This window comes from Pseudomonas sp. PA-1-3F (assembly GCF_021609665.1).
In the GTDB taxonomy this organism is placed as follows: Bacteria; Pseudomonadota; Gammaproteobacteria; order Pseudomonadales; family Pseudomonadaceae; genus Aquipseudomonas; species Aquipseudomonas paracarnis.
Genome location: NZ_WJZD01000029.1, coordinates 63,760 through 79,835 on the forward strand (window position 1 = coordinate 63,760; position 16,076 = coordinate 79,835).

Here is a 16,076-nt window from a genome sequence, read left to right on the forward strand (position 1 = left end):
GTAGGTCTGCCCTTACTTGCTGCTTGAAGCTTGCCGCTAGCAGCTGCTTTTCTGCGACAATTCGCCCCCTGCATAAATAGACGACCCAAACGCACCTGATGACTGACCAAGCACCCACCATCGACCAACTGCTCAAAACCCTCGATCACGCCATGCTCGCCGACCGCCACCGCTTGCGCCGGCAGTTGCTTGAGCTGCGCAAGAAGCCCGACGAGGACAAGTTGGCGCAGTGGGTGGCGCGCATGCAGGCGTCCTGCGCCCAGGTCACGGCGCGGCGCGCCAGCCTGCCGGTGATTCGCTACGACGACAGCCTGCCGATTGCTGCCAAGCGCGATGAGATCAAGGACGCGCTGAACAAGCACCAGGTGCTGATCATTGCCGGTGAGACCGGTTCGGGTAAAACCACCCAGTTGCCGAAAATCTGCCTGGAAATCGGCCGCGGCCAGTTCGGCCTGATCGGCCACACCCAGCCACGCCGGATCGCAGCGCGCAGTGTCGCCAGCCGTGTCGCTGAAGAGCTGGCCACGCCATTGGGTGCGCTGGTCGGTTACCAAGTGCGCTTCGAAGACCAGAGTGACTCCAACACCCTGATCAAGCTGATGACCGACGGCATCCTGCTGGCCGAAACCCAGAACGACCGCTACCTCGAGCGCTACGACACGATCATCGTCGACGAAGCCCACGAACGCAGCCTGAACATCGACTTCCTGCTCGGCTACCTCAAGACCCTGTTGCCGCGTCGCCCCGACCTGAAAGTCATCATCACCTCGGCCACCATCGACCTGGAGCGCTTTTCCAAGCACTTCGACGATGCGCCGATTGTCGAGGTGTCGGGCCGTACCTTCCCGGTGGACACCTGGTATCGCCCACTCACCCTGGAACAGGACGAGGAGGGCAACCGCGTCGAGGACGACCTGACCGTCGACCAGGCGATCCTTGCCACCCTTGATGAAATCGCCGCCTATGAGCGCAGCGAACGGCGCAGTCCTGGCGATGTATTGGTGTTCCTGCCCGGCGAGCGCGAGATTCGTGACGCGGCCGACATGCTGCGCAAGGCCCAGCTCAAGCACACCGAGATTTTGCCGTTGTACGCACGGCTGTCGCCGGCCGAGCAGCAACGCATTTTCCAGTCCCACCCGGGCCGGCGCGTGGTACTGGCGACCAACGTCGCGGAAACCTCGCTGACCGTGCCGGGCATTCGCTACGTGATCGACAGCGGTACGGCGCGCATCAGTCGCTACAGCTACCGCGCCAAAGTGCAGCGTTTGCCCATCGAGGCGATTTCCCAGGCCAGCGCCAACCAGCGTAAAGGCCGTTGCGGCCGGGTTGAGCCGGGTATTTGCGTGCGCTTGTACAGCGAAGAAGACTTTATCGGGCGCCCGGAATTTACCGACCCGGAGATCCTGCGCACCAACCTCGCTGCTGTGATCCTGCAGATGCTGCACCTGCGCCTGGGCGAGATCACCGATTTCCCGTTTATCGAACCGCCGGATGGCAAGGCCATCAGCGACGGTTTCAACCTGCTGCAAGAACTCTCGGCGGTAGACCGCAACAGCCAGCTCACGCCGTTGGGCCGCCAGCTTGCCCGCTTGCCGGTGGACCCGCGCATGGGCCGCATGTTGCTGGAAGCGGCCAAGCTGGGCAGTTTGCAGGAAGTGTTGATCGTCGCCAGTGCCATGTCGATCCAGGACCCGCGCGAGCGCCCACCGGAGCGTCAACAAGCGGCCGACCAGACCCACGCACAGTGGAAAGACCCGGATTCGGACTTCGCCGGGCTGGTCAACCTGTGGCGCGGTTTCGAGGAGCAGCGCCAGGAACTGACCGCCAGCCCGTTGCGCAACTGGTGCCGCAAAAACTTCCTCAACTACTTGCGCCTGCGCGAGTGGCGCGACTCCCATCGTCAATTGAGCCTGATCTGCCGCGACATGCAGCTGAGCCTCAACAAAGAGCCCGCGGACTATCCGAAGCTGCATAAAGCGGTACTGTCCGGCTTGCTCAGCCAGATCGGCCAGAAGACCGAAGACGGCGATTACCTCGGCGCGCGCCAGCGTCGCTTCTGGATTCACCCGTCTTCGGGCATCGGCAAGAAGCGCCCGCAATGGCTGATGGCCGCCGAACTGGTGGAAACCACCAAGCTCTATGCACGCATGGTGGCGAAAATCGACGCCGACTGGATCGAGCCGCTGGCCGGGCATCTGATCAAGAAAAACCACTTCGAACCCCATTGGGAGAAGAAGCGCGGCCAGGTGGTGGCCTTTGAGCAGATCACCCTGTTCGGGCTGATCGTGGTCGGGCGCCGGCCGGTGCATTACGGGCCGATTGACCCGGTGGTGTCCCGTGAGTTGTTTATCCGTGAAGGCCTGGTGCGCGGCGAGATTCAGTCCCGTGCCAAGTGCCTGACGGCCAACCAGAAACTGCTGGAGCAACTCGACGAGCTGGAAGCCAAGGCCCGCCGTCGCGACATCCTGGCCGACGAAGAAACCCTGTACGCCTTCTACGATGCGCGCCTGCCCGCAGAGATTCACCAGACCGCCACCTTTGACAGTTGGTACAAGGTCAACAGCCAGAAAGACCCGCAACTGCTGATCATGCGTGAAGAAGACGTACTGGCCCGCGAGGCCAGTGAAGTCACCGCCGCGCATTACCCGGACACCTTGCACCTGGGCGACCTGGCCCTGGCCTTGAGTTACCACTTCGAACCCAACCACCCCCGTGACGGCGTGACCCTGCGGGTGCCGGCGCCTTTGTTGCCGGCGTTGCCAGCCGAGCGCCTGGAGTGGCTGGTGCCGGGGTTGATCGAAGCCAAGTGCATCGCTCTGGTGCGCAACTTGCCCAAGGCGTTGCGCAAAAACTTCGTGCCGGTGCCGGACTTCGTCAAGGCCGCGCTGCAACGCATCGAATTCGGCCAGGGCTCGCTGCCCCAGGCGCTGGGGCGTGAATTGCTGCGCATGACCGGTGCGCGGGTCAGCGATGAGGCGTGGGCCGAAGCGGCGCAACAGGTGGAAAACCACCTGAAGATGAACTTGGAAGTGGTCGACGGCCAGGGCAAATTCCTCGGCGAAGGCCGTGACCTGGCCGAGCTCACCGCACGGTTTGCCGAAGCCAGCCAGGCGGCCTTGGCCGTGCCGCAAACCGCGAAAAGCCAGCAGCCGGTGGAGGCCAAGGTGTTTGCGGCGGTGGCGGAAAAAACCCAGCAGAACATCGCCGGCCTATCGATGACGGTGTACCCGGCACTGGTGGAAGAGAACGGCACGGTCAAGGAAGGGCGCTTCTCGACTGCCGCCGAAGCCGAGTTCCAGCACCGTCGCGCCTTGCAGCGCCTGCTGATGCAGCAATTGGCGGAACCGGCGAAATTCCTGCGCGGCAAATTGCCGGGCTTGACCGAGCTGGGCCTGATGTACCGCGAACTGGGGCGTATCGACGCGCTGGTGGAAGACATCCTGCTGGCCAGTCTCGATACCTGCGTACTTGAAGGCGAAGATAGCCTGCCACGGGACGGCGCTGGCCTGGCAGCCTTGGCTGAACGCAAGCGCGGCAGTTGGACTGAGCACGCCGAACGCTTGGCGCGCCTGACCCTGGAAGTGCTGAAGCTCTGGCACGGCCTGCAAAAACGCTTCAAAGGCAAGATCGACCTGGCCCAGGCCGTGGCCTTGAACGATATCAAGCAGCAACTGAGCAACCTGGTGTATCCAGGTTTTGTGCGGGAAACCCCGGCCCAGTGGTTCAAGGAACTGCCGCGTTTCCTCAAGGCCATTGAACTGCGCCTGGAAAAACTGCCGAGCCAGGTGCAAAAGGACCGCGTGTGGAGCAGCGAATTGGGCGGCCTGTGGGCGCAGTACCAGAACCGCCTGAACAAACACACTCAGGAAGGCAAGCGCGACCCGCAGTTGGAGCTATACCGCTGGTGGCTGGAGGAATACCGGGTGTCGCTGTTTGCTCAGCAGTTGGGCACCAAAGTGCCGATTTCCGATAAGCGCTTGAGCAAGCAGTGGAGTCAGGTAGAGCCCTGAACCCCTGGCCCACTTGTAGGAGCGAGCTTGCTCGCGAAAAACGTCAACGATAACGCGGCTCTCCTGAATAAACGCGGCGCCTGTGAGTTTTTCGCGAGCAAGCTCGCTCCTACAGGTATGAGGACAAACCCCTCCCACAATTGGATGTTTGTCTGGCATATGGCGCCAAATCACCGGCGTTGTGGCAAACTTCGCGGTTACAAGATTAGATAAAGCGTTGCCAGTTTGATGCCTGCTGGACGGAATCAAACGACTTACAGTTTGGTACGACGGTACCAATATCTTCTGCCTGACAGATTTAGAGGAACGACCGTGCATAACGTCGTCATCAGCGGCACCGGCCTGTACACCCCGGCCAACAGCATCTCCAACGAAGAGCTGGTGCAGTCTTTCAATGCCTACGTCCAACAGTTCAACGCCGACAACGCCGCCGCGATCGAACGTGGCGAGGTGCAGGCGCTGACCGAGTCGAGCGCGGCATTCATCGAAAAGGCATCCGGCATCAAGAGCCGTTTTGTGATGGACAAAAACGGCATCCTCGATCCGCAGCGCATGGCGCCGCGCCTGCCCGAGCGCAGCAACGACGAATGGTCGGTGCTTTGCCAGATGGCCATCGGTGCCGCCGAACAAGCCCTGCAGCGCGCCGGCAAGACCGCCGCCGACATTGATGGCGTGATTGTCGCCTGCTCTAACCTGCAACGCGCTTACCCGGCGATCGCCATTGAAGTCCAGGAAGCCTTGGGTATCCAGGGTTTCGGCTTCGACATGAACGTGGCGTGTTCCTCGGCCACCTTCGGCATCCAGAACGCGGCCAACAGCATCCAGTTGGGCCAGGCCCGGGCGATCCTGATGGTCAACCCGGAAGTCTGCACCGGCCACCTGAACTTTCGTGACCGTGACAGCCATTTTATCTTCGGTGATGCCGCCACAGCGGTGATCCTGGAGCGTGCTGACCTGGCGACGTCCGAACATCAGTTCGATGTGGTGAGCACCAAGCTGCTGACCAAGTTTTCCAACAACATTCGCAACAACTTCGGCTTTCTCAACCGCACGGCGGAAGAGGGCATCGGCGCCCCCGACAAGCTGTTCGTGCAGGAAGGCCGCAAGGTATTCCGCGATGTTTGCCCGATGGTGGCCGAACTGATCGGCGAACACTTGGCAGAAAACCAGCTGAGTGTCACTGATGTGAAGCGTTTCTGGCTGCACCAGGCCAACCTGAGCATGAATCACTTGATCGTGAAAAAACTGCTGGGACGCGAGGCATCGGTGGAAGAAGCGCCGGTGATCCTCGATACTTACGCCAATACCAGCTCGGCCGGCTCGGTGATTGCGTTTCACACTTATCAGGATGACCTGCCCAAGGGCGCGGTTGCCGTACTCAGCTCCTTTGGCGCCGGGTATTCGATTGGCAGTGTGATACTGCGCAAACGCTGAGTGTGTGGCCGGACGCGATCTACTGTGGGAGCTGGCTTGCCTGCGAAGGCATCGGCTCGGTGTGCCTGAATCACCGAGTTGTCTGGATCGCAGGCAAGCCAGCTCCCACATTGAGCGTATTTCCACGGCAATATTGAGGTAATCGATGGCAGCAGCGGACGATGCGCACCTGCTTGAACGCCTGCTCAAGGGTGAGCAGCGGGCTTATAAGGATTTGGTCAACACTTACCAGAGTGCGATGCGGGCAGTGGCGTATGCCATCGTCGGCCAGCGCCATGCCGATGAGGTGGTGCAAGATGCCTGGCTCTCGGTGGTGCGCAACCTGGCCAAGTTCGAAGGGCGATCGAGCCTCAAGACATGGTTATTGACGATCACTGCCAACTCCGCAAAGAGCCGTTACAAACAAAATCGTCGGGAAGTCCTTCTCGACGATTTGCCCTCACCCCACGGCACCATTGGCGATGACCGCTTCAGCCCGGATGATGGCCATTGGGCTGTCGCCCCTTACGCTTGGCACCAGGACACCCCGGAAGCGCTGCTGACCGAAGATGAACTGCGCAAATGCCTGGAGCATACGATTCTGAGTTTGTCAGAATTGCAAAGCAGTGTGCTGGTCCTGCGTGAACGCCAGGGCCTGGAACTGGAAGAAATCTGTAATCTTCTGACCCTTTCACTCTCCAACGTCCGTGTGCTGTTGCATCGAGCGCGGCTTAAAGTCTTCGCCACGGTGGAGCATTTTGAGGAAACGGGCGAATGTTGACCTGTAAAGAACAAGTAGCGCGTTCCAGTGACTATCTCGATGGGCAATTGACCTTTCGGGAGCGCCTGCTGGTGCGTCATCACTTGATGTTTTGTCCGAACTGCCGGCGCTTTATCCGTCAGATGCGCCTGATGCAGGCAACGCTCAAGCGTATGCCGCAGGAGCCGGTGGAGGGTGTTGATGCGCTGGCCGAACAACTGGCCGCCGAGCGGCGTAAAGATATGTAGGAGCGAGCTTGCTCGCTCCTACATGTTAAGCGTTAGAACTTGGCTTCAGCATCCAGCTGCAAGGTGTTGGTATCTGCATCCCGCTGGGTCCGGCTGGCGAAGTCAGCCTTGGTCAGGAAGTAGGTGGCGCCGATGGCGAAGTTCTTGTCGATGTCATAGCTGACTTTCATCTTGTGACCGCGCGAGCCGGTGGTGCCGTTGGCGAAGTCCGAATCGGTGAAGGCGCCTACGACGGCGTTACGTTGAACGTCGCGGTAGTTGTAGTCCAGGTTCAAACCGAACACCTTGGACTTGGCACCCAGCAACCAGGCGGTGTCCTGGTCGGTCACCGCATCGTTGTTTTTCACGTACTGGCCGTAGAACGACAGCGGCACGGCCAGGCCACCGATGTCTGCTTGCGCAAAGCCTTCGTACAAGCGGAATTCATTGTTGGCCGAGTTGCCGTTGACCGCCAATGCGCAAGGCGTGGTGGTGGTTGTGCAGCGGCTGTCTTCGTCATTCTTGTAGGCGTAGATGCTGCCGCCCAAGGTCATTTTCAGGTTGTCGGTGACCGAGAACCGCGTGCCCAACTGGCCGGACGTCAGGCGCAGGTCATGGCGAAATTGCACGCCGTCACCGTCCACGTTGTCCTTGAGGTTGTAGTTACCCAGGCTACCGAACAGCTCAGCGCTGCTACCCAGTGGGTATTTGTAGGTGACGGCCAGGCCTTCAGGGTTGATGTCGCTATCCCAGATCACATCGCCCATGTTCACCCACGGCTGCAGCATCTTGCCGCCGATCACGTGCAGGTTCTTGATCTGGTCCGGGTGGTAGTCGATGTAGCCGAGGTCCAGCCAGATCGACTTTTTATCGAAGTAACCATCCTGGTCCTGGTTGGTGGAGCGTGCATCATCGCCGCCGCCGGTGGCGATACGGATACCGGTGTCCACCTGCGGGTTGATTTCGGTGTAGGCACCCAGGCGGGCACGAATGCGTTGACGGTCTTTGTCACGCCCACCGTTGTTGGGCTCGCCGTCGATCTTGATGGTTTCCTGGCGGAAGCGCACGTCACCCTTGAACTGGGTCTTGGCTGCCCAAGCCAATTTCTGGTCGAAGCTGCTCAGCTCGTTGGTTTTTTTCGCAGTGGCCGCGATCTGCTCGTTGGTCTCTTGTTGAGCCTGGCGTGCGATCTGCTGCTCTTTCTGATCCCTGGCCAGTTCCATTTGCAGTTCGGTGTACTGCGCCGCGGTGATCTGGCCGTTGGCCTTGAGCATGTCGAGCAATTTAGCGTCGACTGCAGCGCTGGCCGGAACGCTCAGTGCCAGCAACAGGCCGCCACACAGGACCGCCGCAGTTTTAGTGGAAGCAAGACGCATATCAATCTCCGAAAGTGAGGAGGGAGGGCAACACCCTCCAGGACACAACCGACCCATGACGGACGGAAAAAATGTCGCCCGGTAGACCCGGACGCTCTAAAAACTGGCGTCAGTATCGCGACCGTTTATGACGGAGTAGTGGCTAAGTGATTTCATCTAGATGACAAATCGTTACGCAACGGAACTAAGGGTTTTGACGTCTGTCCGCGTGTTTTGAGGATGTGCGCGCGGCTGTGATCAGCGATACTCCCCAGGTTTTCATGCCAAGAAACAATGAGGATGCCGATGCCGCTGCAACGCCTGGACAGCCTGTCCGATATCGCTGCGCACACGTGGGATGCCCTGATGCCACAGGCCCAGCCGTTTATGCAGCATGGGTTTCTCAGTGCGCTGGAAGACAGCGCCAGCATCGGCCCGCATTCGGGCTGGCAGACGGAGCACTTGCTGCACTGGGAAGGCGACCGGTTGATGGCGGCATTGCCGGGTTATCGCAAATGGCATTCTTATGGCGAGTACGTGTTCGATCACGGCTGGGCCGACGCTTGCGAGCGCGCCGGCATCGACTATTACCCCAAGTTGCTGACGGCCGTGCCGTTCAGCCCGGTCGGTGGGCCGCGCGTATTGGCTGCCAGTGCCGCAGACGCTTTCGAATTGCTTAATAGCCTGCCGGGGTATCTGGAGATCGAGGGCCTGTCGAGCGCCCATATCAACTTTACCGATGCCCTCGCCGATGAAGCCATGGCCCAACACCCCGGCTGGTTGCAACGCCTGGGTTGTCAGTTTCATTGGCAGAACCGTGGTTACCGCGACTTCCAGGATTTCCTTGACGCCCTGAGTTCACGCAAGCGCAAACAGATGCGCAAAGAGCGCGAACAAGTGGCAGGGCAGGGTATCGAGTTCGAGTGGTTGCAAGGCCATGAGCTGAGCGAATCCCAGTGGGATTTTGTTTACGCCTGCTACGCCAACACCTACGCGGTGCGTCGGCAATCGCCCTACCTGACCCGCGTATTTTTCAGCCTGTTGGCTGAGCGCATGCCCACAGCCATACGCGTAGTCTTGGCCAAACAAGGCACGCGCCCGGTGGCGATGGCCTTCAGCCTGATCGGTGGCGACAGCTTCTACGGCCGCTACTGGGGTTGCCTGGCGGAATTCGACCGCCTGCATTTCGAGACCTGTTTCTACCAAGGCATGGACTACGCCATCGCCCACGGCCTGCAACGCTTCGATGCGGGTGCCCAGGGGGAGCACAAATTGATTCGCGGGTTTGAGCCGGTGATTACGCGGTCATGGCACTACCTGCGCCACCCGGGGTTGAAGAACGCTGTGGAAGATTTTCTTGAGCGCGAACGGGTGGGGGTTCTGGCGTATGCCGAAGAGGCGAGGGCGGCCCTGCCTTATCGGCACTCTGACGGCACGTGAAACACCCTGTAGGAGCGAGCTTGCTCGCGAAGAACGTGCAGACGACGCCGGTTTACAGCTGTAAGCACTGCGTCATCTTTGGCGTTTTTCGCGAGCAAGCTCGCTCCTACAGGGATTGGGTCAAGCTGTTTTTTCTGCACCCAACCATCGGTACGTAATGCCGCCGATCACCGCGCCGAGGATCGGCGCGAGCCAGAACAGCCACAATTGCTGCAGCGCCCAGCCGCCTACAATCAACGCAGGCCCTGTGCTGCGGGCCGGGTTGACCGAGGTGTTGGTCACCGGGATGGAGATCAGGTGGATCAGCGTCAGCCCCAGGCCAATGGCGATGGGCGCGAAGCCTGCCGGGGCTCGACGGTCGGTGGCACCAAGGATGATCAGCACGAACATCGCCGTCATCACCAGCTCACAGACAAAGCCTGCCGCCATTGAATAACCACCGGGTGAATGCTCGCCATAACCATTGCTTGCCAGCCCGGAGGCCAGTTCGAACCCGGGTTTGCCGCTGGCGATGAAGTACAGCAGTGCGGCGGCGATGGCGCCACCGATCACTTGCGACACAATGTAGGCCGGCAGCTCCCTGGCCGGGAATCTGCCGCCGACCACCAACCCCACCGAGACGGCCGGGTTAAGGTGACAGCCGCTGATATGCCCGATGGCAAATGCCATGGTCAGCACCGTGAGCCCAAAAGCCAGGGACACCCCGAGCAGGCCGATGCCAACGTTGGGGAACGCTGCGGCCAATACCGCACTCCCGCAGCCACCCAACACCAGCCAAAACGTACCCAGTCCTTCCGTTACGGAACGTTTGAACAGTGACATGAACACTTCCTTAGATTGCTCTATCTGATTAACGGTCTGTGTGGCTTCCCTGCCGCCTTAAATCAGGGCCCTCCTGGGGCCTGATTGCAGTACAGCAGGATTGTCTCGCAAGACCAGCCAGATAGAGAAAGCTGTCAGAATTGTTCGGAATTGAGCGGGGCTTTACCCAGCGAAATCAGTCTATGCCGACAAAACCCCCGGTCTGATGCTGCCATAACCGCGAATAAAGCCCGCCGTATGCCAACAACTCTGAATGGCTGCCGCTTTCGGCAATCTGGCCTTTTTCCAGCACCACCAGGCGGTCCATTCGTGCGATGGTCGACAACCGGTGCGCAATCGCAATCACCGTCTTGCCCTGCATCAGGGTTTCCAGGCTCTCCTGGATCGCCGCTTCCACTTCAGAGTCCAGCGCGGAGGTGGCTTCGTCCATGATCAGGATCGGTGCGTCCTTGAGCAGCACGCGGGCGATAGCGATACGCTGGCGTTGCCCGCCGGAGAGTTTCACCCCGCGTTCACCCACATGGGCATCCAGCCCGGTGCGGCCCTCGGAGTCCGACAGCAGCGGGATGAATTCATCGGCGCGGGCCTTGTGCACTGCCGCCCACAGTTCTTCGTCAGTCGCGTCGGGCTTGCCATACAGCAGGTTGTCGCGGATCGAGCGGTGCAGCAACGAGGTGTCTTGGGTGATCATGCCGATTTGTGCGCGCAGGCTCTCCTGGGCGACCTCGGCGATGTCCTGGCCGTCGATGAGGATGCGCCCGCCCTGCAGGTCGTAAAGGCGCAGCAGCAGGTTGACCAGCGTCGACTTGCCCGCGCCGGATGGGCCGATCAAGCCGATCTTTTCCCCGGCCTTGATCTCAAGGTTGAGGCCGCCAATGATTCCGCTCTTCTTGCCGTAGTGGAAGTCCACTTGCTCAAAGCGTACCTGGCCGTGGGGCACCGTCAGGCGCGGAGCGTTTTCACGATCGACCACGGCCAGTGGCTGGGCGATGGTCTTCAGGCCGTCCTGCACGATACCGATGTTTTCGAAAATGCCGTTGACCACCCACATGATCCAGCCGGACATGTTGACGATGCGGATCACCAGGCCGGTGGCCAGGGCAATCGCGCCCACGGAAATCAGCGACTGGGTCCACAGCCACAGGGCCAGGCCGGTGGTGGTGACGATCAGCAGGCCGTTCAGAATACAGATCACGGTGTCCATGCTGGTGAGCACGCGGGCGGCCAGTTGGTTTTTTTCGGTCTGCTCGATGATCGCTTGCTTGGCGTATTCCTGTTCGTTCTGCGTATGGGCGAACAGCTTCAAAGTGGTGATATTGGTGTAGCCGTCGACGATTCGGCCCATCAGTTTGGAGCGCGCCTCGGAGGAAATCACCGAGCGTTCTTTCACCCGAGGTACGAAGTAACGCAGGGCCAGGCTGTAGCAAACGATCCAGGTGATCAGCGGAATCATCAGCCGCCAGTCGGCTTCGGCAAACAACACCAGGGCACTGATGGCGTAGATCGACACGTGCCAGATAGCCTCCGCGGTCGCCACCGCCGAGTCACGCAAGGAGTTGCCGGTTTGCATGATCCGCTGGGCGATGCGCCCGGCGAAATCGTTTTGAAAGAAATTCAGGCTCTGCTTGAGCACGTAGCTGTGGTTCTGCCAGCGAATCAGGCTGGTCATGCCAGGGTTGATGGTCTGGTGCACCAGCAAGTCATGCAGTCCGTTGAAGAGCGGGCGCAACAACAGGGCGACCACGGCCATCCAGATCAGCTCGGCGCTGTGGATCTGGAAAAAATTCGCCGGTGGCGTGCCCTGGGCCAGGTCGATGATGCGGCTCAGGTAGCTGAACAACGCAACTTCGATCAGGGCGCCGACCAGCCCCACCACCAGCAGCGCGGCGAAGCACGGCCACACCTGGCGCAGGTAATAGAGATAGAAGGGCAGGACTTTTTCGGGAGGGGCCGCGCTGGGGGCGTCGCGGAAAATATCGATCAGTTGTTCAAAACGACGATAGAGCATTAGGTTTGACGCCCGCCGGGCGGGCTCTCCTTTCAAAGGTGCACGGTGCCATGCGGGCACCGTGCAAAGCTGCCTGCGGACCTCAGTCGATGCGCTTGGCCGACTTGATGATCACAGGATCGATAGGCACGTTCTGCATGCCTTGCTTGGTGGTGGTCTGGGAGTTGACGATGATGTCTACCACGTCCATGCCCTTGACCACTTTGGCGAACACGGCATAACCGGCATCGCGGCCCGGGTCGAGGAAGGCATTGTCGGCCACGTTGATGAAGAATTGGCTGGTGGCCGAGTTCGGGTCATTGGTGCGAGCCATGGACAAGGTGCCACGCACGTTATGCAGGCCATTGCTGGCTTCGTTCTTGATCGGTGCTTCGGTCGGCTTTTGCGCCATTTGCTGGGTGAACCCGCCGCCCTGGACCATGAAGCCGGGGATCACGCGGTGAAAGATCGTGTTGGTGTAGAAGCCCTTGTCGACATAGGCCAGGAAGTTCTTGGTGCTGATCGGCGCCTTGACCGGGTCCAGTTCGATTTCAATCTGGCCGTTGGTGGTGTCGAGCAACACGTGTGGCGCCTTGGCCGGCTCGGCCGCCATCAGGTTGGCAGCGAACAGGGCGGAACCGGCAAAGAAGGCGATTTTTTTCAGCATGGGTCAGTGATCCTGGGTAGTGGTTTCGACGGTCTTTAGAAACTCGAGCAAGGTCGCGTTAAAGACCTCGGGTTGATCCAAGGGCGTGGCATGGCGGGAATCTTCGATGACCACCAGCCGCGCATCGGGCAGCAGTTTTACATAGATTTCTTTCTGCGCCACGGGGGTGTAGTCATGGTCGGCGCTGATGACCAGGGTTGGACAGGCAATTCTCGACAGTTGTTCCTGCACGCCCCAGCCCACAATGGCGTCGAAGCTGGCGAGATAAGCACGTTTGTCGTTGCTTGCCCAGCGTTCGGCCATCTTGCGGCGCAGGTCGGCCTGCTCAGGTTTTGGGAACAGCCGATCGCCCAAGGCCTTGCCGATGGTGCCCAGGCTGAGCACGCGGGCCAGGGTCCAGCGTTTGGCCCACTGCCAATAGTCGTCGGCACTGCGCACCTTGACCTCAGGCGCGCTGTTGACGATGCACAGGCTCTTGACCCGCAGGGGTTCATCCACCGCCAGTTGGAAGGCGATCATGCCGCCCATGGATAAACCCACCACGTGGGCCGCTGGCAGGTCCAGGTGTTCGATCAGGGCGACCAGGTCGAAGGTAAACCCTTTGATGCTGTAGCGCTCCCGGGGTTTGTCCGAGCGACCATGGCCGCGCACGTCAACCACGATCAGGCGGTAGTGGCGGGCGAGTACCGGTATTTGCAGTTCCCAATCCTGGCTGCTGGAGCCCAGGCCGTGGATCAGGATCAGGGGGTTGCCATGGCCGTATTCCTCGTAATGCAGGCTGCAGCCTTCATGATCGAACCAGGCCATGGATGAACTCCGTTTCAGGCTTGTTGGGGAGCGGCGAAGGGCGCGTCCAGGGGAGCGGTGTCAAAGGTGCGCAGCAATTCCACGAGGATCTGCGTGGCGGGCCCCAAGGGTTTGTCTTTGTTGGAGTACAGGTAAAACGTCGGGTTGCGACTGCCACCTTTTTCCAGGGGAAGCTGCTTGAGCACGCCTTCCTTGAGTTCGCGCTCGATCATGTGCCGGGGCAGCCAGGCAAAGCCCAGGCCGCTGCCGACGAAGGTGGCGGCGGTAGCGAGGCTGCCGACAGTCCAGCGCTGTTCGGCGCCGAGCCAGCCGACGTCGCGAGGTTGCTGGCGGCCCGAGTCACGGATCACCACCTGCATCTGGCTCTCCAGGTCGTGGAAACTCAGCTCACGGTTGAGGCGATGCAGCGAGTGATCGGGGTGGGCCACGGCGACAAACTCCACATCGCTCATTTCCGTGCCCAGGTAGCCCGGGATGATAAACCCGCAAATGGCCAGGTCCGCCATGCCGTCGAGCAGCAACTCTTCGACGCCGGACAGCACTTCTTCGCGCAGGCGCACCCGGCAGCCACGGCTTTGGGGCATAAAGGCGGTCAGCGCGCGAACGAGGCGTGCGCTGGGGTAGGCGGCATCCACCACCAGGCGCACTTCGGCTTCCCAGCCCTGCTCCATGTGATGGGCGAGGTCTTCCAGTTGGCTGGCGTTTTTCACCAGTTGGCGGGATCGGCGCAGCAGCACTTCACCGGCCTCGGTCAGCACCGCCTTGCGCCCGTCGATACGCAGCAAGGGGACACCGAGTTGGTCCTGCATGCGCGCTACGGTGTAGCTCACTGAAGATTGCGAACGGTGCAGCGCTTCGGCGGCTTGGGCAAAGCCGCCATGATCGACCACGGCTTGCAAGGTGCGCCATTGATCGAGGGTAACGCGGGGCGCTTTCAAGATGAGCTCCTCTTGTCCTAAGCTGGCGGTCCTTATTGGAGACTGCCGAATGAGAAAATTGTGTTGTGTGTTGCTGGCGCTGCTGCCGATGAGCGCGTTTGCCTACCCTATCGACGTGACGAAAAAGATCGATGGCGTGAGCATTGATTACACCGCCTCCGATGTGGACGGCGACATCAGTTCGATCCAGCTGAACAACTACGGTACCCAGGACGCGGTGTGCAAGGTTACCTTCACCAACGGCCCGGAATCGCCACGCCGTCGCACCGTGACTGTGCCGGCAGGCAAAAGCACCAACACCACGGTCAAGTTCAACCGCGCCATCATCAAGATGCGCATTGCCTTGGACTGCGCCCCAAAATAAAGCGGTAGCGGGGCATGCCCACAGGAATACTCCGCTTATAAACGAATTTCTAGATGGGTTGTAGCAGTTTTTTGCGCTTTTTTATCGAATGGGCCCTGGTTAACCTTCTCTCCATCGACTTACAGCAATTACCGATGGAGCCTACGAAGCCATGTCCAATGTTCTGATCATCGAAAGCAGTGCGCGCCAGCAGGATTCCATTTCCCGCCAGCTCACCCAACAGTTCATCAGCCAATGGCAAGTTGCCCATCCGGCAGACCACATCACCGTGCGCGACGTCGCGCTCAATCCGGTACCCCACTTGGATGCCAACCTGCTGGGCGGTTGGATGAAACCGGCAGAGCAGCGTAACGACGACGAACAGGTGTCCCTGGACCGCTCCAACGAGTTGACTGACGAACTGCTGGCCGCCGACGTGTTGGTGATGGCCGCGCCGATGTACAACTTCGCTATCCCCAGCACCCTCAAAGCCTGGCTGGATCACGTGTTGCGGGCCGGTGTGACTTTCAAATACACCGCCACTGGGCCCCAGGGCCTGTTGACCGGCAAGCGCGCCATCGTGCTCACCGCACGCGGCGGTATTCACACGGGTGCTACCTCGGATCACCAGGAACCGTACCTGCGCCAGGTCATGGCATTTATTGGCATTCATGACGTCACCTTCATTCACGCCGAAGGCGTCAACCTGGGCGGCGACTTCCAGGAGAAGGGCGTCAATCACGCCAAGGCACTGCTGGCCCAGGTGGCCTGAGGCGTTAATCGTCAGATAATCCCGTGCTGCTTATATAGCCCCACGCAAACCCTTCAAGTACGCGTATCGAACCTCCCTTTGCACTTTTTGCTCCTGAGTGCTCCTGCCCGACTGCCGCTTTAGCGAGGTCGGGTTTTTTTTGCGCCGAGTTTCTTCAAAAACCAAAAAGCTTTAATGTCGCGCCCATTCGAAACGAGGCGCGCATGGGCTATTTACTGGTTGTCACCCTGATTCAGGCATTTTCCTTCAGCTTGATTGGCGAATACCTCGCCGGTCACGTCGACAGCTACTTTGCGGTGCTGGTGCGCGTCGTGCTGGCCGGGCTGATTTTTATTCCGCTGACGCGCTGGCGCTCGGTGGAGCCCGCGTTCATGCGCGGCATGTTGATGATCGGTGCATTGCAGTTCGGCGTGACCTACGTCTGCCTGTACCTGAGCTTTCGCGTGCTGACGGTGCCGGAAGTGCTGCTGTTCACCATCCTCACACCGTTGCATGTGACCCTGATCGAGGACGCGCTTAATCGTCGCTTCAATCC

The 16,076-nt window shown here is 60.1% G+C and carries 14 protein-coding genes; 8 read left to right on the forward strand and 6 right to left on the reverse strand.

Translation table 11 applies throughout. The features are described 5' to 3' along the window. Positions 1-98: 98 nt before the first annotated feature. From hrpA to GIV26_RS20325, 4 genes are all read left to right on the forward strand, one after another. On the forward strand, positions 99-4,010 hold the full coding sequence (gene hrpA / locus GIV26_RS20310) for an ATP-dependent RNA helicase HrpA (RefSeq protein WP_236281989.1): 3,912 nt from the start codon (positions 99-101) through the stop codon (positions 4,008-4,010). Between the two features lie 312 nt (positions 4,011-4,322). Then, positions 4,323-5,444: a beta-ketoacyl-ACP synthase III gene (locus tag GIV26_RS20315; protein WP_236281990.1), complete on the forward strand. Its 1,122-nt coding sequence runs from the start codon at positions 4,323-4,325 to the stop codon at positions 5,442-5,444. Between the two features lie 145 nt (positions 5,445-5,589). After that, complete coding sequence (locus tag GIV26_RS20320; RefSeq protein ID WP_014719433.1) at positions 5,590-6,204, forward strand: RNA polymerase sigma factor; 615 nt, start codon at positions 5,590-5,592, stop codon at positions 6,202-6,204. Further along, the gene (locus GIV26_RS20325; protein ID WP_060764446.1) at positions 6,198-6,431 is read left to right on the forward strand and encodes an anti-sigma factor family protein; all 234 of its coding nucleotides are present in this window, start codon (positions 6,198-6,200) and stop codon (positions 6,429-6,431) included. Before GIV26_RS20320 ends, GIV26_RS20325 begins: the two co-directional genes overlap by 7 nt. Before the next feature lie 32 nt (positions 6,432-6,463). Here GIV26_RS20325 and GIV26_RS20330 read toward each other — a convergent pair whose 3' ends face one another. Beyond that, positions 6,464-7,786: a putative porin gene (locus GIV26_RS20330; protein WP_003193136.1), complete on the reverse strand. Its 1,323-nt coding sequence runs from the start codon at positions 7,784-7,786 to the stop codon at positions 6,464-6,466. A gap of 285 nt (positions 7,787-8,071) precedes the next feature. Here GIV26_RS20330 and GIV26_RS20335 point away from each other — a divergent pair, with 285 nt between their 5' ends. Beyond that, on the forward strand, positions 8,072-9,205 hold the full coding sequence (locus GIV26_RS20335) for a GNAT family N-acetyltransferase (protein WP_198862218.1): 1,134 nt from the start codon (positions 8,072-8,074) through the stop codon (positions 9,203-9,205). Positions 9,206-9,325: 120 nt separating this feature from the next. Here the strand turns inward: GIV26_RS20335 and aqpZ are convergent, their stop codons facing one another. From aqpZ to GIV26_RS20360, 5 genes are all read right to left on the reverse strand, one after another. Next, complete coding sequence (gene aqpZ / locus GIV26_RS20340) at positions 9,326-10,027, reverse strand: aquaporin Z (protein WP_019820470.1); 702 nt, start codon at positions 10,025-10,027, stop codon at positions 9,326-9,328. Positions 10,028-10,202: 175 nt separating this feature from the next. Then, a complete protein-coding gene (locus tag GIV26_RS20345; RefSeq protein WP_236281992.1) occupies positions 10,203-12,035 on the reverse strand; it encodes an ABC transporter ATP-binding protein in 1,833 nt (610 codons plus the stop codon). An 82-nt stretch (positions 12,036-12,117) separates the two neighbouring features. Beyond that, positions 12,118-12,681, reverse strand: coding sequence for a peptidylprolyl isomerase (locus GIV26_RS20350; RefSeq protein WP_034128293.1), 564 nt, complete (start codon positions 12,679-12,681; stop codon positions 12,118-12,120). A gap of 3 nt (positions 12,682-12,684) precedes the next feature. Next, positions 12,685-13,488 (reverse strand): alpha/beta fold hydrolase, encoded by an 804-nt coding sequence (locus tag GIV26_RS20355; protein ID WP_054920239.1) that lies wholly within the window; start codon positions 13,486-13,488, stop codon positions 12,685-12,687. Between the two features lie 14 nt (positions 13,489-13,502). After that, the gene (locus tag GIV26_RS20360) at positions 13,503-14,426 is read right to left on the reverse strand and encodes a LysR family transcriptional regulator (protein ID WP_003193120.1); all 924 of its coding nucleotides are present in this window, start codon (positions 14,424-14,426) and stop codon (positions 13,503-13,505) included. Between the two features lie 49 nt (positions 14,427-14,475). Between GIV26_RS20360 and GIV26_RS20365 the strand changes: the two genes are divergently transcribed. From GIV26_RS20365 to GIV26_RS20375, 3 genes are all read left to right on the forward strand, one after another. Further along, on the forward strand, positions 14,476-14,790 hold the full coding sequence (locus GIV26_RS20365; protein WP_034128295.1) for a 3-phosphoglycerate kinase: 315 nt from the start codon (positions 14,476-14,478) through the stop codon (positions 14,788-14,790). Between the two features lie 151 nt (positions 14,791-14,941). Further along, complete coding sequence (locus tag GIV26_RS20370; protein ID WP_044275035.1) at positions 14,942-15,541, forward strand: FMN-dependent NADH-azoreductase; 600 nt, start codon at positions 14,942-14,944, stop codon at positions 15,539-15,541. Positions 15,542-15,744: 203 nt separating this feature from the next. After that, positions 15,745-16,076: EamA family transporter (locus GIV26_RS20375; RefSeq protein WP_329610245.1), on the forward strand; the 332-nt coding region annotated here is incomplete at its 3' end.

Excerpts from the sequence above, each read along its gene's own strand:
- GIV26_RS20330 (WP_003193136.1), bottom strand. The coding sequence starts at position 7,786 with ATGCGTCTTGCTTCCACTAAAACTGCGGCGGTCCTGTGTGGCGGCCTG.
- GIV26_RS20350 (WP_034128293.1), bottom strand. The coding sequence starts at position 12,681 with ATGCTGAAAAAAATCGCCTTCTTTGCCGGTTCCGCCCTGTTCGCTGCC.
- GIV26_RS20335 (WP_198862218.1), top strand. The coding sequence starts at position 8,072 with ATGCCGCTGCAACGCCTGGACAGCCTGTCCGATATCGCTGCGCACACG.
- GIV26_RS20325 (WP_060764446.1), top strand. The coding sequence starts at position 6,198 with ATGTTGACCTGTAAAGAACAAGTAGCGCGTTCCAGTGACTATCTCGAT.
- GIV26_RS20320 (WP_014719433.1), top strand. The coding sequence starts at position 5,590 with ATGGCAGCAGCGGACGATGCGCACCTGCTTGAACGCCTGCTCAAGGGT.
- GIV26_RS20365 (WP_034128295.1), top strand. The coding sequence starts at position 14,476 with ATGAGAAAATTGTGTTGTGTGTTGCTGGCGCTGCTGCCGATGAGCGCG.
- GIV26_RS20370 (WP_044275035.1), top strand. The coding sequence starts at position 14,942 with ATGTCCAATGTTCTGATCATCGAAAGCAGTGCGCGCCAGCAGGATTCC.
- aqpZ (WP_019820470.1), bottom strand. The coding sequence starts at position 10,027 with ATGTCACTGTTCAAACGTTCCGTAACGGAAGGACTGGGTACGTTTTGG.
- GIV26_RS20345 (WP_236281992.1), bottom strand. The coding sequence starts at position 12,035 with ATGCTCTATCGTCGTTTTGAACAACTGATCGATATTTTCCGCGACGCC.
- hrpA (WP_236281989.1), top strand. The coding sequence starts at position 99 with ATGACTGACCAAGCACCCACCATCGACCAACTGCTCAAAACCCTCGAT.
- GIV26_RS20355 (WP_054920239.1), bottom strand. The coding sequence starts at position 13,488 with ATGGCCTGGTTCGATCATGAAGGCTGCAGCCTGCATTACGAGGAATAC.